The 20,731-nt window shown below is 46.9% G+C and carries 16 protein-coding genes; 4 read left to right on the top strand and 12 right to left on the bottom strand.

Features of this window, described 5'->3' with window-relative positions; genetic code table 11:
- Positions 1 to 104: 104 nt before the first annotated feature.
- Positions 105 to 2,744: a mannosylglycerate hydrolase gene (mngB, locus tag L4C42_RS13410; protein ID WP_353499784.1), complete on the top strand. Its 2,640-nt coding sequence runs from the start codon at positions 105 to 107 to the stop codon at positions 2,742 to 2,744.
- Between the two features lie 57 nt (positions 2,745 to 2,801).
- Positions 2,802 to 3,953: a mannose-6-phosphate isomerase, class I gene (gene manA, locus L4C42_RS13405; RefSeq protein WP_429760830.1), complete on the top strand. Its 1,152-nt coding sequence runs from the start codon at positions 2,802 to 2,804 to the stop codon at positions 3,951 to 3,953.
- A 186-nt stretch (positions 3,954 to 4,139) separates the two neighbouring features.
- Here manA (L4C42_RS13405) and L4C42_RS13400 read toward each other — a convergent pair whose 3' ends face one another.
- Both L4C42_RS13400 and L4C42_RS13395 read right to left on the bottom strand, forming a co-directional pair.
- Positions 4,140 to 4,664: a cytochrome b gene (locus L4C42_RS13400; protein WP_353499786.1), complete on the bottom strand. Its 525-nt coding sequence runs from the start codon at positions 4,662 to 4,664 to the stop codon at positions 4,140 to 4,142.
- Between the two features lie 141 nt (positions 4,665 to 4,805).
- A complete protein-coding gene (locus L4C42_RS13395) occupies positions 4,806 to 5,261 on the bottom strand; it encodes an Lrp/AsnC family transcriptional regulator (RefSeq protein WP_429760828.1) in 456 nt (151 codons plus the stop codon).
- Between the two features lie 132 nt (positions 5,262 to 5,393).
- Here L4C42_RS13395 and L4C42_RS13390 point away from each other — a divergent pair, with 132 nt between their 5' ends.
- Both L4C42_RS13390 and L4C42_RS13385 read left to right on the top strand, forming a co-directional pair.
- Positions 5,394 to 7,205 (top strand): trans-sulfuration enzyme family protein, encoded by a 1,812-nt coding sequence (locus L4C42_RS13390; protein ID WP_429760826.1) that lies wholly within the window; start codon positions 5,394 to 5,396, stop codon positions 7,203 to 7,205.
- A gap of 150 nt (positions 7,206 to 7,355) precedes the next feature.
- Positions 7,356 to 9,152, top strand: a complete 1,797-nt coding sequence (locus L4C42_RS13385; protein WP_429760824.1) for a choice-of-anchor I family protein — start codon at positions 7,356 to 7,358, stop codon at positions 9,150 to 9,152.
- A 54-nt stretch (positions 9,153 to 9,206) separates the two neighbouring features.
- On the opposite strand, the gene L4C42_RS13380 is transcribed toward L4C42_RS13385, so the two are convergent.
- From L4C42_RS13380 to L4C42_RS13335, 10 genes are all read right to left on the bottom strand, one after another.
- Complete coding sequence (locus tag L4C42_RS13380) at positions 9,207 to 9,746, bottom strand: GNAT family N-acetyltransferase (RefSeq protein WP_429760822.1); 540 nt, start codon at positions 9,744 to 9,746, stop codon at positions 9,207 to 9,209.
- A gap of 173 nt (positions 9,747 to 9,919) precedes the next feature.
- A complete protein-coding gene (gene manA / locus L4C42_RS13375) occupies positions 9,920 to 11,110 on the bottom strand; it encodes a mannose-6-phosphate isomerase, class I (protein ID WP_429760820.1) in 1,191 nt (396 codons plus the stop codon).
- Positions 11,111 to 11,392: 282 nt separating this feature from the next.
- On the bottom strand, positions 11,393 to 12,667 hold the full coding sequence (gene gabT / locus L4C42_RS13370; protein ID WP_429760818.1) for a 4-aminobutyrate--2-oxoglutarate transaminase: 1,275 nt from the start codon (positions 12,665 to 12,667) through the stop codon (positions 11,393 to 11,395).
- Between the two features lie 28 nt (positions 12,668 to 12,695).
- Complete coding sequence (locus L4C42_RS13365) at positions 12,696 to 14,123, bottom strand: NAD-dependent succinate-semialdehyde dehydrogenase (RefSeq protein ID WP_429760874.1); 1,428 nt, start codon at positions 14,121 to 14,123, stop codon at positions 12,696 to 12,698.
- Between the two features lie 83 nt (positions 14,124 to 14,206).
- Positions 14,207 to 15,289: an agmatine deiminase gene (aguA, locus tag L4C42_RS13360; RefSeq protein ID WP_429760816.1), complete on the bottom strand. Its 1,083-nt coding sequence runs from the start codon at positions 15,287 to 15,289 to the stop codon at positions 14,207 to 14,209.
- A gap of 11 nt (positions 15,290 to 15,300) precedes the next feature.
- Complete coding sequence (gene aguB / locus L4C42_RS13355) at positions 15,301 to 16,167, bottom strand: N-carbamoylputrescine amidase (protein WP_429760814.1); 867 nt, start codon at positions 16,165 to 16,167, stop codon at positions 15,301 to 15,303.
- 98 nt (positions 16,168 to 16,265) lie between these two features.
- Positions 16,266 to 17,543, bottom strand: a complete 1,278-nt coding sequence (locus tag L4C42_RS13350) for an NAD(P)/FAD-dependent oxidoreductase (RefSeq protein ID WP_353500158.1) — start codon at positions 17,541 to 17,543, stop codon at positions 16,266 to 16,268.
- A gap of 31 nt (positions 17,544 to 17,574) precedes the next feature.
- Complete coding sequence (locus L4C42_RS13345; RefSeq protein WP_429760812.1) at positions 17,575 to 19,059, bottom strand: aldehyde dehydrogenase; 1,485 nt, start codon at positions 19,057 to 19,059, stop codon at positions 17,575 to 17,577.
- A 26-nt stretch (positions 19,060 to 19,085) separates the two neighbouring features.
- Complete coding sequence (gene puuR / locus L4C42_RS13340; RefSeq protein ID WP_429760810.1) at positions 19,086 to 19,643, bottom strand: HTH-type transcriptional regulator PuuR; 558 nt, start codon at positions 19,641 to 19,643, stop codon at positions 19,086 to 19,088.
- Between the two features lie 16 nt (positions 19,644 to 19,659).
- Positions 19,660 to 20,406, bottom strand: coding sequence for a gamma-glutamyl-gamma-aminobutyrate hydrolase family protein (locus L4C42_RS13335; protein ID WP_429760808.1), 747 nt, complete (start codon positions 20,404 to 20,406; stop codon positions 19,660 to 19,662).
- Positions 20,407 to 20,731: the final 325 nt, after the last annotated feature.

The raw sequence follows: 20,731 nt of genomic DNA, 5'->3' as shown, positions 1-20,731 counted from the left end.
GCTGAGGGGCACGGAAATTTCTGTGCCCTTAATCAGCACTAATAAACAATCCCTTGATATTAAAGAATTTAAACTCACTGCAAAGCAGTCCAAAGGTTAACACAATGACTACATCTCGCGTTCATATCACTCCTCACATGCACTGGGATCGTGAATGGTATTTCACAACAGAAGAATCTCGCATTCTGCTTGTGAACAATATGGAAGAAATCATGCAGCGTCTGGAAAATGACCCAGAGTACAAATACTACGTACTGGATGGTCAGACTGCGGTTCTTGAAGATTACTTTGCTATCAAACCAGAGAACAAACAGCGAGTAAAAGCACTGGTTGAGGCTGGCAAACTGATTGTTGGTCCTTGGTACTCACAAACTGACACCATGCAAGTCTCTGGCGAGTCCATTGTTCGCAACATGCTTTACGGAATGCGTGACTGCCTTGCGCTGGGCGAACCTATGAAGATCGGCTACCTGCCAGACTCATTCTCAATGAGCTCACAGCTACCAATGATCTACAACGGTTTTGATATCGACACAGCCATGTTCTGGCGCGGCTGCTCTGAGCGTCACGGTACCGACAAAACAGAATTCTTGTGGCAATCAAACGACGGCTCTGAAGTCATGGCTCAGGTGCTGCCTCTTGGCTACGCGATTGGTAAATACCTGCCACAAGACGAAGAAGGTCTGCGTGCACGTCTGGATAAATACTTCCCAGTGCTTGAAAAACCTTCTGTGACCAAAGACATCCTATTGCCAAACGGTCACGACCAGATGCCAATCCAAAAAGACATCTTTGAGGTGATGGACAAGCTACGCGAGATCTACCCAGATCGTGAGTTCGTCATGAGCCGCTTTGAAGAGGTCTTTGACCGTGTCCGTGAAGAGCGTGACAGCCTAGACACTATTAAAGGTGAGTTTAACGACGGTAAATACATGCGTGTTCACCGCACCATTTCTTCGACTCGTATGGACATCAAACTGATCCACGCTGAGGTAGAAAATAAGATCGTTAATACCCTAGAGCCGCTCGCGGCCATCGCTTGGACACTGGGTTTTGAGTACCACCACGGTCTTATCGAGAAAATGTGGAAAGAGAGCATGAAGAACCATGCCCACGACTCTATCGGTTGCTGCTGCTCAGACAAGGTTCATGCTGAAATCCTGAACCGCTACATTCTTGCCGACGATATGGCGACCAACTTGATCACATTCTACAAGCGTAAGATCGTTGACCATATGCCAGCGCGCGAAGGCTGTGACAAACTGGCGTTCTTTAACCTGTCGCCTTATGAGCGTGAAGAGGTGATCAATACCACCATTACTATCCGCGCTGATAAATTCAACCTATTTGATGATGAAGGCAACCCAGTTGAGTACTTCATTCAAGACCAGCGTGTCATTGACCCAGGTAAGATTGACCGTCAAATCGTTCACTACGGTAATTACGACCCATTCATTGAGTACGATATCCAGATTAAATACACAGTGCCTGCGATGGGCTTTACCACGCTGCATATCCAAGGTAGCCAACACGGCACACAAAAATCTGTGAAGTCGACTTCAGAATATCTTGAGAATGAATTCTACCAAATCTCAGTGAACGCCAACGGCACCCTAACCGTGCTGGACAAAGAAACGCAAATGACTTTCGACCAAGTGCTGCGCGTGGAAGAGGGCTCAGACGATGGTGATGAGTACGACTACTCACCATCTCGTAAAGAGTGGCTACTGTATTCCGATGAGTTTGATGTGGAAACCAACATCAAACACGAAGGTTTCCAGTCTGTTGCTACAATCAAAACACGCATGAACGTCCCAGCAAACCTTGAAGAACGCGAGGCGCGTTCAGGGCAAAACGGCTTCGTCGATATCAACTGCCAAGTGTTGCTCAAACAAGGTTCACGCCGCATCGAAGTTCGCATAGAAATGGACAACCAAGCTGACGATCACCGTGTTCGCGTGCTAGTACCGACACCGTTTGTTTCTGAGGTCGTGGTAGCGGACAACCAATTTGGTTTGATTACTCGTCCAACTAACGACCCTGCAATGGAAGTGTGGGAGCAAGAAGGCTGGAAAGAAGCACCGGTGCCAGTGTACCAACTTATGAATTTTGCAGCGGTAGAAAACCAAACGGGCGGCATGGCACTTATGACCAATGGTCTGCGTGAGTTCGAAGTAATTTCAAGCCAAGGCAATCAAGAACGCGATACCTTCGCACTCACTTTATTCCGCGGCGTAGGCGTACTTGGTAAAGAGAATCTGCTGCTTCGCCCTGGCCGACCGTCTGGTATTAAGATCCCAACACCAGACTCACAAACTCGCGGCAAGATTGTATGTGAGTTCGCACTATTTGGTTTTGCGGGCAATCACATAGATGCCAACCTCATGGCCGAGGCTCGTGACAATGTGACGCCAATCCAGTGTTACAACAAGATCCCATATAACGCGATGAAGCTTAACGTAGGTGAGCAAGATAAACCGCTGACGTATTCGCTACTAAACAAGGGCAAGAAAGGCGCGGTTCTGAGTGTCCTCAAGAAATCTGAGGATGACGATGCTCTGATTCTACGTGTTTACAACCCAGCAGAGATTGGCAGCATCGAAGACCACATTGACTTTACTCAGCCAGTAACGTCATGGAGAGAGGTGAGTCTAGATGAACGTGTGCGCGAAACGAATGTAGCGATGCAATCGTTCGGTGAATTGAAGCCTTGCCAAGCTCGAAGCTTCCAAATCAAGTTCTAACATCCACCAGCTCCCTCACTTGAGGGAGCTGTCCATCGCTGATTGGTAGAAAAACACATGTCTCTAGTAAAACTTAGCAATGACATCAAGCACTATGCGTGGGGAAGTAGAACCTCCATCACTGAGCTGTTTGGCATTGAAAACCCAAATAATGAACCACAGGCTGAAATCTGGATGGGCGCCCATGCCAATGGTAGTTCAGTGCTTGAAGACTCAGGTTCTTCCCTCGGTGACTATACAACCCATCGATTTGGAGAGCTTCCGTACTTGTTTAAAGTGCTTTCTGCAGAAACGCCATTATCGATTCAAGTGCACCCGAACAAGCGCAAGTCCGAGCTAGGCTTCGAACGCGAGAATACCCAAGGTATCCCGCTTGATGCCGCGAACCGTAATTACAAAGATCCGAACCACAAACCGGAACTGGTTTATGCGCTCACTTTCTACAAGGCAATGAATGGCTTTCGACCAATCGAAGACATCGTAGGCTTGTTCGCAGCAGTTGGGATTGAAGCGCTTAAGCCTCAAGTGACAGCTCTAGCAAACGACCAAACGAGTGGCGGTCTCAAGCGCTTTTTTACAGAAATCATGTCTCTTGAAGGAGAAAGTAAGCAGCAAGCGCTGCAAGAGCTTTACGCCGCTTACGAGAGGCCTGCCAAAAGCGTCATGGTTAGGGAGGCTTTGTCTTATAGCCAGAGTTTCTATCAACACTATGCCGATGACATTGGTCTGTTTGCACCGCTGATGCTCAACACCGTTGAACTCGCGCCCGGTGAAGCAATGTTTTTGCATGCCGAAACCCCTCATGCTTATGTAGAGGGAACTGGTTTAGAAATTATGGCGAGTTCAGACAATGTTCTGCGTGCAGGCTTAACGCCTAAGTACATCGACGTACCGGAGCTTATCGACAACGTTAGGTTCCAGTCTATCAAACCAAAAGATATCAGGCTTAATCCTGTAAACAAGGCAGGCAGGTTAAGCTACCCTATCCCAGTGGACGATTTTGGGTTTGACATTATTCAGTCTAACCACGAAATCCAACGTCAATACTTGCGCAGTGCAGAGATACTGTTTTGTGTAGAAGGCGAAGTGATCGTATCGTCATCAGACAACCAAGTTGTATTAAAATCTGGCGAATCGGTATTTATAAGCAATGATTCTGCTCATTACCAATATCAAGGGAATGGTGTTCTTGCTCGTGCGTTTAACTAACCCCCGGTTACTGTGAACGCAATCAAAACACCTAGAGCCTGTTTAATTGAGACTTCACAGGCTCACTATTGGTAACTTATGGTCTTTTTACGTAAATCGTAACAACCGCTTTGACCAACCCCGCTGCTAGGCGGGGTCTTTTCTGATGTTTCTCTCCGCTCTAAAGTCGGAAGGCCAATAGATTTATTAACGACCTAGCATTCGGCTTAACGTACCGTCTTTGTCTACGACTTGGTGTTTAATAGCGCCAAGCACATGCAATGCTACAGCAACCATCAAGATTGTCGCACCAATACCATGTAGATTGCTGCCCAGCGAGCCAAGCCATTCGATCTTATCGCCCTTGCTATAAAGAACCCAGCCAAACACATCGATCCCTCGTCCGCCACCAATGCTCATCATGATGCCAGAGGTCGGCATCAGCAATGTGCCTAGCAGAAGTAAGTGATGGATAGATTTCGCGGCGATTTCCTGCAACCTTGGCATAGGTGCAGCGCTTTCGATAGGCCCCTCTTTGAATCGCCAAATCAGGCGCGTCGTGGCTATCACAAGTAAAATCACACCCAGCGATTTATGAATTCCGAGGAGTTCGAATTTTTCTGGACTACGTTCCATCGATTCAAAGACTTTGCCGAGTACAAAAATCCCGATAAAGGTCAGCCCCGTTAACCAGTGAAGAGCAATTGTCGGTTTTGATAATTTTTTTGACATGATTATTATTCCTTAAAAAAGCTAAGGACATTATCAGGAATTTATAATTGTTAGGCGATAGTCAGGAGTGTAAAGCTGTGTAAAAATTTCCGGTTCGACGGTTCGACGACTCGACGGTTCGACGGTTCAGCGACCCGACACCTAGTTTATCGGAAGCTTGGTCTTTCGTTTTACTTGTCCGAATGCAAAGCTTGATTCAATAGAAGCAATATTGGGAAGCGGGGTAAGTTGGCGACGAATAAACTGCTCATAGCTTTTCAGTGACTCACTCACCACATGCAGTAAATAGTCATGATTCCCTGTCATCAAAAAGCACTCTAGAACCTCGTCCATTGCTTCAATGTGCTGCTCAAAGTCTCGCATATTATCCTCGGTAGGCTTTTCTAGCTTAACCAGCACAAAGACGTTAATTGGCAAACCACATGCCTCTTGATCCACACTCGCGTGATAGCCACAAATAATGCCTTGTTTCTCCAATGCCCGCACTCTGCGAAGGCAAGGGGACGGTGAAAGAGCGATGCGATCGGCAAGCTCTTGATTACTTAATCGAGCATTGCTTTGAAGCTCTTTCAATATCTTCTTATCAATCTCATCCATTGGCAGATTCCTTTAAAGCTCACCAAGTTCACGCAATATTATTGCGCAAAAACCCGTGATTAGTTGGCACATCGCAATCATTAACATTTTTATAACACTAAACTTTTAAGAGGTAAAATAAAGGATGGAAATATGAATACCTCGACTCAACTCAGCCCTCTAAGAAAAACAACCAAACACGAACAAGCAGAGGCATTGGCAATAGAGCAAGCCCAGCACTTTGGAATCGATCCAAACAGTGAATACGGAATGTCGCTGGTCGAGCTTGCAACGACCTTATACAAAGCAAACAACAAAACTCATGATCTTTGGGCAATCACCGTCGAAGGCCTATCTGATCTCGATAAAAGCGATCGCATCGCGTGGTTTAATGCTAAACGATTTTTGTCGTTTCAGATCGCGAAAATTCTCGATAACCTACAAAACCCGATGCGCGCCACCTACCAATCAATTGCAACCAACAATGGCAACTTCGCATCCAAAGGGGCATACCCTATTTTTGACAATGTGGCGGCGATCTTCTCTGCAAGCCCAGTTATCACTCGCACCGCGACCTACCTTTTCGCGTGTACAGAATGGATTGAAGATGCATTTAACGGCAAAGAGCCTTTGCACGATATCTATTCAAGACTGCTCAACCCAACATCGATTGCTCTTGCGAATCATATGGTCGACTTAGAAGCGGGTGAAAGAGCAAACCAATACCTTGCTTGGAACTTCAACTCCGGGATGGCGGCGATTGATGGTCTACTTAGTCACCTGCTGGGCTATGAAGATATTGTTCTGGCATCGCGAAACATCTATGGCGGATCGTATCAGTTGCTTGAAGACTGGTTCGCTAAGCCGTCGAATCTCAACGTCGCCGTTGAGTGGGTCGATGGTTATTCTGGTGACGACTTTGCCAAACGCTTAGATGAAGTGACGGAGAAATACGCAGACCGAATCGCAAACGGCAAACGCATCTACGTCTACCTAGAATCGCCTTGTAACCCTCACGGATACGTGCTGGACGTCGCGGCCATTAGCCAAGCCTCACACTCTCGCGGCTGGGACGTGATTGTCGACTCAACCGTTGGTACGCCGATGTTACATCCTGTACTTAAACGTGACGATGTTATGGAACGTCCCGACTACGTTATTCACTCGTATACCAAGGAACTTGCAGGCTCGGGGACAACGACCGCCGGCGTAGTAATAGGCCGAAACGAAACCATGTTTATCCCTAAAGGTGAGAGCGTTCCATTCACTAAACCTAATGGCGATGAAGTGACTATTGAGTGGAATCACTCACTGTTTTGGAACGTTTACTATATTAAAGGCGCGTTCCTCGATGCGGACAAGGCTTTTGAAGTACTCAACGGAATGAAAACCTATGAGATGCGTGTGGTGCAAAAAACCATTAATACGCTAACGCTAGCGCAGATCTTCGATGCCCATCCTGATATCAATGTCTCTTGCCCAGGTCTCCCTGATAGCGATAACTACCTTCACTGCCAGAAGAATATGTATTTGGGTTTACCGGCAGCGCTATTTACCATCGACATGGAAGGAAATGGCAATAGAGCGCCCATTAATCGAGAGGTGTTTAAACAGTTTTTTGACATGCTCGAGCCCGCGATTGGCATGCAAGTTAGTCTTGGGCAAACCAACACCGTCGCTCTATGCCCTGCACTCACCACGCACTCAGAGCTGAGTGATTCGGCTCTATCAGAGGCGGGGATAAGGCCAACCACCATGAGGGTCTCCATTGGCCTAGAAGATCCGCGTATGTTTATCGCTCACATCATCGAGGCCGCAAGCCTATCTATTGACAATAAGCATCCCGAGTTTTCACAAAGTTTCCCAAGTGCTGAACAGATAGACGACATCTACCTGCAAACCTACACGCAGGTTCATGAAAAAATCGTTCGTAATCAACCCAGCTTCAATACACTAAGGCGATAGTTCCGACTATCAGAGACGAGATAAGCGAGAGCGTTGGCTCTCGCTTTGTTTTATTGTCAATTATATTATTTAATCAGATAGTTACATCATCGACATAAAAACGTCATACCACTTCTCTAAAGTCGGCGAGTCTACTTTCAAGGAGGAAACATGAAACACACACTCGCTCTATCTGCCCTGGCTATTGCTTCTGCCAGTTTACTGGGCTGCACCTCAAGCACACCAACATCCACAAATCAGCCATTCTCGGCTGTGACAGAATTTAATATTCAATGTCTAGCTCAAACCGCGCCACAGCCCAGTGAGATGACGGTCAGCGGTCTTACTCTTGTAGGAGCTTCTGTCGCTGATGCGCCGTTTGCTAGCTCTGCCGCTGAAATCGTCAGTTACGATAGCTGCACTGACAAGCTTTATGTCGTCAATGCTCAAGGCAAAACGGTTGACGTCATGTCACTTGACGAAGCGAGCGCACCAACTCTGTCCGGACAAATTGATCTTAACTCGGCTGCAGCACTGTCAGGTATTGCCATTGGTGCAGCAAACAGCGTCTCTGTGCATCAAGGATTGGTCGCAGTCGCCATTGAAAATGCGAATAAACAGAAAGCGGGTCTTATCGCATTGTACCGTTCAGATACTTTAGAGCTCTTAACTACTTACCCAGCAGGCGCACTGCCGGATATGGTGAGCTTTTCCAAAGATGGACAATACATCGCATCGGCCAACGAGGGTGAACCAAATTCAGACTACTCCATCGATCCAGAAGGCTCAGTAACGCTTGTCGATTTAAGCAAAGGTCCACTCAATGCCGAGGTGACGCAAATTGACTTTAGAGACTTCAATCAAGGTGAGTCTCGACATGCTGAACTGAATGACAAGGTTCGAATCTCACACCCGAAAGCTAGCGTTGCACAAGACCTGGAGCCAGAGTACTTAACCTTTGCAAACAACGGTCAAGTGTATGTCGCACTTCAAGAAAACAATGCTCTGGCTGCCATCGACGTTGAACAAAAACGCGTAGTCGGCATTTACGGACTTGGCGGCAAGTCCTGGGAAACAGCTCAGCTGGATGCATCAAACAAAGACAAGATGGTTGGCAACTTACAAAGCTACCCAATGCTAGAAGGGCTTTATATGCCCGATAGCATTACCAGTTACCAAGTAGATGGCAAAACCTACATAGTGACAGCAAACGAAGGGGACGGTCGTGAATATGGGTTCGATACCACTCAGGAGCAGTGTGACCAACTTGGCTATAAATGGGATGGCGAAGAAGACCAATCAGCAGCGGATTACGCGGCCAACCAAGATTTCTGTATTGCTTATGTAGATGAAGTACGCGGCAAAAAGCTAAAGGTTGCTGATGACCACCCTCTTGCAAAAGCGCTCAAAGACAACAAGCAGCTCGCGCGTCTTAAAGTCATCAAAGCAAACAGTCCACTGCAGGCTGACGAAAAGGTACAAGCTTTCGGCGCTCGCTCTTTCACGATTTGGAATGACCAAGGTGAAGCCGTTTACGACAGCGGTGATGAGTTCGCGAACATTGTACTGATGAGCGACAAAGCCAACTTCAACAGCACTAACGACAACAACTCTTCAGCCGATGATCGTAGTGATGACAAAGGCGTCGAGCCAGAAGCCATTGAAGTCGCCTCTATTAATGGCCGTCATTACGCCTTTATTGGGCTAGAACGACAAGGCGGTATTATGGTTTATGACGTCACCGTTCCTGAACAAGCGCTATTTATCACCTATGTGAACAATCGCGACTTTAATCAACCGGTTTGCACTCAAGTAGACGATGGTGATTGTGCGAACGATACGTACAATCCTAAAGCCGGAGATCTTGGTCCTGAGTCCATTAAGTATTTTACAAGGCAGGGTCAACACTTCATCGCGGTAGGCAACGAAGTGAGCGGTACGACGTCAGTATTTAGGTTAGATTTCTAACAGCAAGCTCAATAAGTAAAGAGCACCTCTTTATGAGGTGCTCTTTTTATTAGGTTAAGCTAGAACGCCACACCCTTCAGCCAAGTCCGCTGGACGCTTCCAGGTGTAGAGATATTCATCGAGAAACTTGCCGCAAGGGGATTCTGCGCGTTGTTTGAGGACTTGATTGCCGCCGAGCGACTCATAGAAGTGAATGGCATTGGTATTGTCGGCGAGGACCTCAAGAAAAATACCATTGTCCGGGTAAAACCTTTCCGCCCATTCGACCGCACGAACGATAAGCTGCTTAGCGACGCCACGACGCTGCGCTTGAGGCGTGACATGTAAATTATCGATGATAGTGCCGAAATCGACATTATGATTGCCAAAAAGACAAATAAACCCCACCAACTCACTATTGTCTTCCGCAACAAGGACATGTTGACTGAAAGGAGGATTGAGCAACCTTGTCTGCCAAATCAGTTGTTTATCTTCTAGAACCGAATCATCAAGATACGATTGGCGCATGATTCCCTTATAAGCGTGTTGCCAGCTCGATGCATGTAATTGAGCTACATTTTGAAAGTCAGCATATTCTGCTACTCTAAATTCCATTTTACAGTACCTAGTGCTTTAGTTTTTACATTTCCTTAAATTACATACTAGTTATCTGTAACTAAATTGCAATCCATGCTGATTGCATTCTGTACAAATTGGATAAAAAAAGGGAGATCTCTCGCGATCTCCCTAATAGTTTCTCGATATTGACCTAGTTTTTGTTCTCAAACCTAACAGTAGGCACGAGCAAACTTACCTTGGCAACTAACAGAATAGTGCTTAGCAAAAGCCGGAATGAACATAGAATGCCCTCGATCTAACACGGCAACCTCACCGTTTTCATGTGCTAAATACACTGGCTCATCGAGTGCAAATAAGATCTCCGGTGTTTCCACCGAAAGCTCACGCTGGTGCTGATTGGCATACACGCTGAATTTAAAGTCTTCTACTGGCACCAAAAAGTGCTCTGCGCCGTTCTCGCAATGAGGAGTCGAAAGCAAAGCTTCACGACGTTTTGGCTCAAACACGGTGCAAGCTGCCAACTCAGCAACATCAATATGCTTTGGCGTCAGGCCAGCACGAAGCACGTTGTCAGAATTAGCCATAATCTCAAGACCTGTCCCTTTGCAATAGGCGTGAGGGGTGCACGCATCTAGGTACATTGCCTGGCCTGGCTCTAGGGTAAGAACATGCAAGATAAGCGGCGCGAATAAACCGATATCGCCTGGGTATCGCTCTGCTAACCAAGTAATGAGCTCAAATGTCTCATCGCCTTGCTGACTGCTAGCAAAACTTAATAGGGCGTCAATGGCTTGGCATTTGCGCTCCCCTTCCAACTTCAATAACCCGACAAAGAACCGCTTTAGTCCCACTGGGTTCGGCTCTAAGTTGTATTCTGCGACGAGCCCAGACAACTCCAAAATATCCATTGCATTAAAGTGCTTTAGGATCTCTTCATGAGGCCTAAAACCATTCATCGCTTGATAGCGAGTTAAGGCATAAACCAACTCTGGTTTGTGATTGGGATCTTTGTAGTTTCGACAGTCTGCATTTAAAGCCAAGCCATGTTGCTGCTCTAATAAATAACCTTTCTCGGCTTGCTCTTTACTAGGGTGTACTTGAATTGATAGTGCATTTTCTGCCGCAAGCACTTTGAACAAGTAAGGCAACTCACCAAATTGCTGCTGTACAGAAGGGCTGAGAATTGAGTCAGGGTCGCCCGCCACCCATTGGTCTAGGCGAACCAAGTGATTGTCGATAAAGACCTGCGAACAGCCATTAGGATGCGCGCCCATCCAAAGCTCGGCTTGAGGTTTATGCTTCGGGTTTTCGATACCAAATAGCGTCGAAATCGAGGTCTCACTGCCCCATGGGTAATCTTGGATAACATTACTCATAGGTAAAAAATGTTGTTGCGTCATGAAAATTCCAACCAATCATCAAAGGGATCTTGATAGCGGTCTTTCAAAAGAGCGCTATCAGGATCCAGATCTGCTAATGGAGTGCCTGGCACTCCAAATAAGTTAACAGAACTCAATTTAAAACTATATAGTTTTAAATTGATAAATGATCAATACTTTAGGCATGATCAAAAATTGACAAAAAGATCGGAAAAAAGAAAAGCCCCCTCGGGCTCGAATCGAGGGGGCTTTGTTAGGGAGAGACTTTATCGGAGCGATAAAAATCTGTGGGAAGCTGGGGGGTTACTTCGCCACGTCTAAAATGATCGCTTCAAGCTTGTCTAAGCCTTCTGCTAGCACTTCTGACTCTATGGTTAGCGGTGGTAGTAAGCGAATTACATTCGCTTTCACGCCACACGACAACAAAATAAGACCGTTTTCTTGAGCTTTAGCGATCACCGCTTTGGTGACATCTTGCAATGGCTGTTGTGTCTGAGGGTCGGTAAACTCAATCGCCATCATTGCGCCGATAGTGCGGATTTCACCAATTGCTGGAACTTGTTTTTGCAGCGCTGTCATTCGGGCATTCACAACTTCACCGATACCTTGAGCTTTGGCACACAACTGCTCTTCTTCGATGATCTTGAGAACTTCTAGGCCCGCGATACAACCAAGTGGAGAGCCAGCATAAGTACCACCAAGGCCACCAGGAAGCGCTGAATCCATGACGTGTGCTTTACCAACGACTGCAGAGATTGGGAAACCACCCGCAATCCCTTTCGCCATCGTCATCATATCTGGTTCGATACCAATGTGCTCTGTTGCGAACATTTTACCTGTGCGGGCAAAACCTGTTTGGATCTCATCCGCAATCAGCAGGATACCGTGCTTGTCACACAGTGCACGCACCGCTTCAGCAAAGTCTTGAGGTGCTTGATAGAAACCACCCTCGCCTTGTACAGGCTCAAAAATGATCGCCGCAACACGGCTAGGCTCGATGTCACAAGCAAACAGATCTTCAAGTGCCTGCAAGCTGTCTTGAGTGCTAATGCCATGGAACGCATTCGGATACGGTGCATGGAAGATCTCGTTCGGAAACGGTCCAAAACCCGCTTTGTATGGCGCAATCTTACCGGTTAGACCCATCGTCATATTGGTACGACCGTGGAAGCCACCTTTAAAGGCGATAACACCGCTACGACCTGTATGTGCACGCGCCACTTTCACTGCATTTTCGACCGCTTCTGCACCAGTGGTAAGGAAGATCGCTTTCTTCTCAGTGTCACCCGGCGCAAGCTCAGTCAGTTTTTCAGCCAGCTCCACAAACGATTCATATGGCGTCACCATGGCACAGGTATGAGAGAAGTTTTCAATCTGCGCTTTCACCGCTTCTGTAATGCGTGGGTGAGAATGACCCGTGTTGGTTACTGCGATACCCGCTGCGAAATCGATGTATTTGTTGCCATCGACATCCCATACATGGGCATTTTCAGCCTTCTCTACATACAGTGGGTAAAGTGCGCCCATGCCTTGAGCGATAACTTTGCTTCTTCTTTCGTGCAGTTGTTGATTTTTCATTGTTCAGTCCTTTATTCGTTATCGCTAATTAATTGCCACCAAAGCAGAGATATTTGACGTCCATATACTCGTCAATACCTTGCTTCGCGCCTTCACGGCCAATACCTGATTGTTTCACACCACCAAATGGTGCAACCTCAGTAGAAATAATGCCTTCATTTATGCCGACCATGCCATATTCCAGTGCTTCCGCCACTTTCCATACGCGATGAATGTTTTGGCTGTAGAAGTAACTTGCTAGACCATAAATGGTGTCATTAGCCATCTCAATCAGCTCTTCATCCGTATCAAAACGAATCACTGGTGCAACTGGGCCAAAGATCTCTTCTTGAACGATATCCATACTATGAGACACATCTTTTAGCACCACAGGTTGCATAAAGTTGCCTTCAAGAGATTCAAGCGGCGTGACAGGTGTTGCCCCCTGCTCAATAGCACGATCAATCAGAGCTTGGATACCCTGTTTTGCACTTTCATTAATCACGGGACCAATGCTAACGCCTTCATCAAGACCGTTGCCAATCTTGAGTCGCTGAACTGCTGCATCAAACTTAACGACAAACTCGTCGTAAACTTTGCTATGAACATAGAAACGGTTAGCGCAAACGCACGTTTGGCCTGCATTACGGAACTTAGACGCCATTGCACCTTGTACCGCTGCATCAATATCCGCATCGTCAAAAACGATAAATGGTGCGTTGCCACCTAGCTCCATCGACGTGCGCTTGATGTCCTTCGCAGACTGCGCCATCAATACACTGCCTACTTGCGTAGAGCCTGTGAACGAGAGCTTTCTGATCAGAGGATGAGAGGTAAAGATCGCGCCAATTTTGCGTGAGCTTTCGCCCAGAACCACTTGCAGAGCGTCTTGTGGAATACCCGCTTGGTAAGCCAGTTGCACGATGGCGAACGCAGACAGTGGTGTCGAGTCAGACGGCTTCACCACAAAGCTACAACCTGCCGCAAGAGCAGGACCCGCTTTACGCGTGATCATTGCGATTGGGAAGTTCCAAGGAGTGATAGCAACAGCAACGCCAATTGGTTGCTTGATAGTCACGACTCGCTTATCGGCCGTTGGACCTGGGATCGTATCGCCGTAAGTACGTTTCGCTTCTTCCGCGAACCACTCAATAAAGCTCGCGCCATACAGCACTTCACCTGCCGCTTCTGCGAGTGGTTTGCCCTGCTCCATCGTCATGATACGAGCAAGGTCATCTTTGTTCTCTAGAATCAGCTGGAACCAGCGGTTAAGCATACCGGCACGCGTTTTTGCAGGCACCTTTGCCCATTCTTTTTGTGCCACGTGCGCTCGTTCAATGGCGTCCATCACTTCTGCATCACTTGAGCGCGGCGCAAAACCCACTGTCTCTTCGGTTGCAGGGTTGGTTACTTCAACAGCGTTGTCGGCTGCTGTCACCATAAACGCCAATAGGCTTTTGTTGTCAATTTGCTGCATGGTGAATCCTTTTGCTTCCATGGCTCGCTTCCTATTGAGCAGCCATTATTGTTTGTAAATAGAGTGAATCAGTAGGCAGAGCTCTAAGCTGGTATCTGCTGAGTAATACAATGTATGTTGCCGCCACCTAACAACACCTCGCGTGTCTGAATACCAACAATTTGATAATCAGGTAGTGCTTCGGCCAAAATCTCTATCGCGATCCTGTCATACTCACTGTCTAATAGCGGCAGAAAGACATGACCATTAACCATCAAAAAGTTAGCGTAAGATGCACTTAAACGTTCTCCCGCTTGGCGGTTCATACCATCACTGACATCAACACCTGATGCTTCTTCATGAGAGTAGTATAGTGGTCCAGGCAACGGCACCTTGATGACTTCAATGGCGCGTCCTTTAGCATCCGTTTGCGTTTTCAGCGCTGAAAGGGCTTCCCTAGATAAAGTGTACTGTGGATCAAATGGATCATCTGTCCAGCTCAATACCACCTTACCCGGCGCAACGACATGAATAAGGTTGTCGACATGACCATCAGTTTCATCGTTAAACAACCCTTTAGGTAGCCAAACCACTTTTTCGATACCGAGATATTCACTCAATTTGGCTTCAATCTGGGTCTTGTTGAGTGATGGATTACGTCCTGGGCTCAGCAAACACTCTTCTGTGGTGTACAGAGTGCCTTCACCATCAGTGTGAATAGCACCTCCTTCTAGGACGAACGGGGCACGATAGTGATCAAGTCCCATAACATCACACACCGCAGCAGCAACCTTGTCGTCATCACTCCAATCATCATAAAGACCGTTGAACTCACCACCCCAAGCATTGAACTGCCAACTCACGCCGCGCCTATCACCCTTAGCATTCACCACCACTGTCGGACCAATATCACGCATCCAAGAGTCATTGAAGGCCATCTCCACCAGCTTTACGGAGCGGTCGAGCATAGCCCGAGCAGTTTCATACTGAGCGCTGCTCACGGCAACGGACACTGGAACGACATCGGATATCGCGTTGGCTACTTTGGCGAAGGTTCTCTGCGCTGGCTTTGCCTTGTCTCGCCAGTTATCGCGGCGTTCAGGCCAAGCCAGCCAAACTTCTCTTACCGGCTCAAACTCAGCCGGAAAGAAGAAACCGTCTTGTTTTGGTGTTGTGGTGAGTTTCATCGTTCACCTCACTACTTCGCTAGGTTAAGAATGTCTTGGTATAGATCCGGGCGACGGTCACGGAACAAACCCCAAGCGTGACGCGCCTTTGTCGTTTCTTGAAGGTCGATTTCCGCATATATGATCGCTTCGCCTTCACGTGGTGCTTCAGCAAGTTTGCCACCAGTATGATCCGTGATGAATGATGATCCATAGAACGTTGTCTCAATACCATCATCCGTTTCAACACCCACACGGTTAGACGCAATCACTGGCACTAGATTCGCCGCAGAGTGTCCCTGCATAGTACGCTGCCAGTGATCTTTGGAATCCAGCGTCAGGTCTTGCGGCTCTGAACCAATGGCCGTTGGGTAGAAAATGGCTTCTGCACCACTTAGCACTAGGCTACGAGCAAGCTCTGGGAACCATTGATCCCAGCAAATGCCAGCACCGAAGGTGCCAAATTGGGTTTTCCACACTTTGAAGCCGGTATCGCCAGGGCTAAAGTAGTACTTTTCGCTGTAACCTGGGCCGTCTGGAATGTGTGACTTACGGTAGTTCTCAAGTACAGAGCCATCGGCATCGATCATCACTAGCGAGTTGAAAAAGGTATTGCCGGCTTTTTCGAAATAGCTCACAGGAATAACAACGTTCAACTCTTTTGCCAAAGCACTAAGCTCTTTAATCAGACGACAGTTGTCAGTTTCTTCAGCAAGCTCGAAGTATTTCGATTCTTGTTTTTTACAGAAATAAGGGGCAGCCATGAGCTCCTGGGGCACAATCACATTTGCGCCGTTTGCCGATGCTTCACGAATCGCGTTTTTAATCTTTTCTAGGTTTGCATCTAGGTCCCAAGTTTTAGTCAACTGAAGGGCAGCAAATTTAACTACTTTACTCATAGGATCTTCCTTTATCTCTTATCATCTAAGGGCTGACTGAGTGCCCGTCTTTGCAGGCACTTCTTTTTGTCTAGTGGTATTTATGTATCTTCTTGGAATTAGATTGCGAGTTTGTCGCGTAAGGTATAGTAGGCCGCACCCATTGCCGTAAACGGAATCGCAAAATGACGACCACCTGGAAAAGTAACATGGGTAAGGTCTGCAAAAGCATCAAAGCGTTCAGCGTGACCCGAAAGAGCCTCAGCGAGCAATTTACCAGCAAGATGAGTACACGTTACGCCATGACCACTGTAGCCTTGCAAGTAATAGATATTGTCGTCAAACGAGCCAAACTGCGGCATGCGTGAGTAGGTAAGTAGGAAGTTGCCAGTCCACTTGTAATCGATACCGATACCCTTGAGTTGCGGGAAGATCTTTTCCATCTTCGGACGAATCAAGGCTTCAATATTTTCTGGGTCACGTGCACCGTATACTACGCCACCCCCAAACAGCAGACGCTTATCTGCACTTAGGCGGAAGTAATCCAACAGATAGTTACAGTCTTCAACACAGTAATCTGATGGCAAGATGTCTTTCAACATCGCTTCTGATAGCGGCTCGGTAGCTACAACTTGAGTACCACAAGGGATCGCTTTATTACTGATGTTTGGTGCCAAACCGCCCAAATACGCGTTGCCTGCTAGGACAATGTACTTGGCTTTTACGCTGCCTTTTTCTGTGTGAGCAACAGGGTTTACGCCTTTCTCCACGCGTGTCACGCCGGATTGCTCAAAGATTTGTCCACCGAGAGCGGTGATGGCTGCCGCTTCGCCCAACGCCAATTTTAGTGGGTGGATGTGGCCACCACTCATGTCTAGTAGTGCGCCTTTGTACGCTTTTGTGCCTACTGTCGCTTCGACTTCATTCGCATCAAGTAGACTTAGCTTATCGTTGCCGTAGCGTTCCCAATGCTTTTTATGCTCTTCAAGGCCTTTCATCTGTTTGCTGTTCAGTGCTGTGAACATGCCGCCTTGTTTAAAATCACAATCGATATTGTGTTTGTCGATTAGACCACGAATGATGTCTCCACCTTCAAAGATCATATCGCACAGAGCTTTCGCTTGTTTTTCGCCATAACGGCTTTCAATCACATCCACATCGCGACTGTAGCTATTTACAATTTGACCACCGTTACGACCCGTCGCGCCAAAGCCTACTTTGGCATTCTCAAGTACTACAACCTTGAAGCCTTTCTCGGCTAGATGCAGTGCAGACGACAAGCCCGAGAAACCGGCACCAACCACGCAAACATCACATTCAATATTGTCTTGCAGTTGTGGGTACTCACTTACATTTAGGATCGAGTGAGCGTAGTATGAATCTGTATGTTTATTCATCATTCTATTCCTTGTAATTACAGCGTCGGTCTTAACGGTGAAGACGAATCCAGGTTGTTTTGGTTTCAGTAAATTTTTCAATAGCATGGATGGACTTGTCGCGTCCGTTACCACTCATCTTGAATCCACCGAATGGGACGGTCATATCGCCCTCGTTGTAGTTGTTCACCCACACAGATCCCGCCTCTAATTGCTTAGCGACTCGATGTACGCGATTGATGTTGTCACTCCATAGCGCAGCGCCCAGACCATATTGAGAGTCGTTGGCGATAGCAATGGCTTCTTGTTCGGTTTTGAAAGGTATAACGCAAAGCACTGGGCCAAAAATTTCTTCTTGAGCAACGCGCATTTGGTTATCTACATTGTCTAGGATAATCGGTTCGACGAACGCACCTTTTCCTTCAACATCGCCGCCACAGCGCACAACCGCGCCTGCCTGCTCGCCAAGTTTGACGTAATCCAATACTTTGGCTTTGTGCTCGCGGTCAATCAGTGCGCCCATTGAAGAAGTCGGATCCATCGGATCTTTGGGCATGAAACGTTGTGCAGCGCTAATCACTTTGTCGACAAATGCATCTTTGATGCTTTCATGCACTAGCAGTCGAGTGGCCGCCACGCATACTTCGCCTTGGTTGTAGAAACAGCCAGCAGCCGTTTCAGCGGCCGCACCATCAAGATCGGCATAATCTTCAAAGACGATGTTGGCATTCTTGCCGCCCGCTTCTGCCCAAACACGTTTCAAGTTAGTCTCACCAGATGCGATCATAAGATGACCAGCGACACGTGTTGAGCCTGTAAAGGCAATACAATCAACCCCGTTGTGACGAGCAAGTGCTTCACCCGCTTCATGCCCAAAGCCCGTAATGACTTGGAAGACGCCCGCAGGGATCCCCGCTTCATTCGCAAGCTCGCCTAAGAAAATGGCCGTCAAAGAAGACTTTTCAGAGGGCTTCAGAATCACGCTGTTCCCTGCTGCTAGCGCAGGGCCGAGTTTCCAACAGCCAATCCACAAAGGGAAGTTCCAAGGAACTACAGCGGCTACCACACCGATAGCTTGATGAGAAACAAACGCGTGAACGTCTTTTTCGGTTGGCGCAACTTCACCATATACTTTGTCGATAGCCTCTGCGTACCAACGAATGGATTTAGCGGCGCCCGGGATGTCGGTTGAGACACTGTGAGAAATAGGTTTTCCTGTATCAAGGGTTTCAAGAAGGGCTAACGCTTCAACGTTCTCATCAATAAGATCTGCAAACTTGGTTAGTACAGATTTTCTATGTGCTGGAGAACTTTGGCTCCAGTCGCCTTTCTTAAAGGCTCGTTTCGCGTATTCAACGGCAAGATCGACGTCGGCAGATTTGCAGCGAGCAATGTTTGCGATGATCTCGTCAGTGGCAGGGTTGACCACTTCAAGTGTCGTCTCATCCACAGCGGCTGTATATTCGCCGTTAAGAAAAGCGCGCTGTTCAATCACCTGCGCTTCTCGTTGTTCAATCCATTGTTGTTGCGTTTTCATACGCTCTCCTTGGTTACCTCAAGGCGCTAGAATGCTTTCGGTGTATGAGCACTTATCATTCTGCAAGCCTTATCGGAGTAATTAGTAAATTTATGTGGGATAGTCGTGTCGATAACATAAGATTCACCTTCTTTAATCTGATAGGTTTCACCGTTGTACTCTAGTTCGACTTCACCGCTTAATACGGTGCCGACTTCCTCTCCGTCATGCTTAATATTGGACGCTCCAGTGGTGCTTTGGGGAGCGTATTCCTCTATCAAAAATCCAATTTCTTGTTTGTTGCTACCATTGTTGACGAGTTTCATTGATACCGTTTCGCTACCAATTTCAATCAAGTCTTCCGGCTTAATCACAACCTTTACTTCTTTGTTTTCTTGCTGCTCGAGAGTAAAAAACTCCGAAAGCGACAAGGTAAAAACGTTCACTATTTTTTGCAGAGAACTCACCGAAGGACTCACTTTGGCATTTTCAATGGATGAGATAGCGCTATGTGTGATGCCCGCTCGCTCTGCCAGTTCTCGTTGTGAAAGTCCGCGCTCTTTTCTTAGTTGAGCAATATTTTTACCAATCTGGTGGTTGTCCATGCATTCAGCCTCTAAATTACTGGGAAGCTGACATAATAAATTCTTTAAACAAAATTTGTGAGAAATGATTGTGTTTTGCTTCCCATTCTGGGTGCCACTGCACGCCAACAAAGTATTTTTGCCCCGGCAAGCTAAACGCTTCTATAAGACCATCCGGTGCTTTTGCTTCCACTTTTAATACTGATCCAAGTTGTTTAATGCCTTGGTTGTGAAGCGTGTTAACGTCAAACTTACTGGTATCTTCCCACTTGGCATTCGCCAACCACTGTTTAAAGACTCCGTCACCCTCTACAAATACCGGGTGAGCGGGTGCGTATTTCTCAGCAAAGTCTTTTGACTCATTTTCACGGTGATCTTGATAGCCTGACTCATGTACCGCCGGATCTAAGCTACCACCCAGTGCCACGTTCATCTCTTGGAAGCCGCGACAGATACCCAAACATGGAATGTTCATATCAATTGCACGACGAATCAGTTGAATAGACAGTTCATCACGTGCTTCATCTTTCTTTTTCTCTTCGTGACTACCGTTATAACGGTGTGGTGCTACGTTGGAGTGACTTCCTGGGAACAGCAGCCCGTCACACACAGCCAACACTCTATCCAATTCATCCGCTTCTATAGCTGATGGCAGAATGATGGGTGTACCGCCAAAATCTTTCACCGCTTGCAGGTAGAACTCATTCAATGCCTGTATTTGATAGCCAGCGAGCTCTTTCTTACAGCTTACGAGTCCTATTATTGGTTTTCTTATCTCAGACATTGTCACACCCACGTTCGATTTATTTAACAAAAACCGTACAACCCACGTACATAATTATCAACAGTAGTGTTCAAAATAGATTCCAAAGCGTGATTTTGATCTCTATTTTGGTCAAAAAAAGCACTTATTTCGCTCGATATATTGAGCAAAAGCCGATCAACTGTTACAAATTAGTTAACGTTTAACACGGTTAAAATAATCACCAACTTAAACAAAATACAATAAAAACAATAATTTAAACTTACAATTCAGCCAAAAACCCTCATTTGCTAATGGTTATTGTGTTCAATTTGTTAAACACCGCATCAATTAGCGCCAGTCAGAC

Origin of the sequence: Vibrio wakamikoensis (assembly GCF_050337275.1) — a bacterium.
GTDB lineage: Bacteria > Pseudomonadota > Gammaproteobacteria > Enterobacterales > Vibrionaceae > Vibrio > Vibrio chaetopteri.
This window is presented reverse-complemented; position numbering and strand designations above follow the sequence as displayed.

What these genes read in the sequence shown, in the direction of transcription:
- mngB (WP_353499784.1), top strand. Translation starts at nt 105, where the DNA reads ATGACTACATCTCGCGTTCATATCACTCCTCACATGCACTGGGATCGT.
- manA (WP_429760830.1), top strand. Translation starts at nt 2,802, where the DNA reads ATGTCTCTAGTAAAACTTAGCAATGACATCAAGCACTATGCGTGGGGA.
- L4C42_RS13400 (WP_353499786.1), bottom strand. Translation starts at nt 4,664, where the DNA reads ATGTCAAAAAAATTATCAAAACCGACAATTGCTCTTCACTGGTTAACG.
- L4C42_RS13395 (WP_429760828.1), bottom strand. Translation starts at nt 5,261, where the DNA reads ATGGATGAGATTGATAAGAAGATATTGAAAGAGCTTCAAAGCAATGCT.
- L4C42_RS13390 (WP_429760826.1), top strand. Translation starts at nt 5,394, where the DNA reads ATGAATACCTCGACTCAACTCAGCCCTCTAAGAAAAACAACCAAACAC.
- L4C42_RS13385 (WP_429760824.1), top strand. Translation starts at nt 7,356, where the DNA reads ATGAAACACACACTCGCTCTATCTGCCCTGGCTATTGCTTCTGCCAGT.
- L4C42_RS13380 (WP_429760822.1), bottom strand. Translation starts at nt 9,746, where the DNA reads ATGGAATTTAGAGTAGCAGAATATGCTGACTTTCAAAATGTAGCTCAA.
- manA (WP_429760820.1), bottom strand. Translation starts at nt 11,110, where the DNA reads ATGACGCAACAACATTTTTTACCTATGAGTAATGTTATCCAAGATTAC.
- gabT (WP_429760818.1), bottom strand. Translation starts at nt 12,667, where the DNA reads ATGAAAAATCAACAACTGCACGAAAGAAGAAGCAAAGTTATCGCTCAA.
- L4C42_RS13365 (WP_429760874.1), bottom strand. Translation starts at nt 14,123, where the DNA reads ATGCAGCAAATTGACAACAAAAGCCTATTGGCGTTTATGGTGACAGCA.
- aguA (WP_429760816.1), bottom strand. Translation starts at nt 15,289, where the DNA reads ATGAAACTCACCACAACACCAAAACAAGACGGTTTCTTCTTTCCGGCT.
- aguB (WP_429760814.1), bottom strand. Translation starts at nt 16,167, where the DNA reads ATGAGTAAAGTAGTTAAATTTGCTGCCCTTCAGTTGACTAAAACTTGG.
- L4C42_RS13350 (WP_353500158.1), bottom strand. Translation starts at nt 17,543, where the DNA reads ATGAATAAACATACAGATTCATACTACGCTCACTCGATCCTAAATGTA.
- L4C42_RS13345 (WP_429760812.1), bottom strand. Translation starts at nt 19,059, where the DNA reads ATGAAAACGCAACAACAATGGATTGAACAACGAGAAGCGCAGGTGATT.
- puuR (WP_429760810.1), bottom strand. Translation starts at nt 19,643, where the DNA reads ATGGACAACCACCAGATTGGTAAAAATATTGCTCAACTAAGAAAAGAG.
- L4C42_RS13335 (WP_429760808.1), bottom strand. Translation starts at nt 20,406, where the DNA reads ATGTCTGAGATAAGAAAACCAATAATAGGACTCGTAAGCTGTAAGAAA.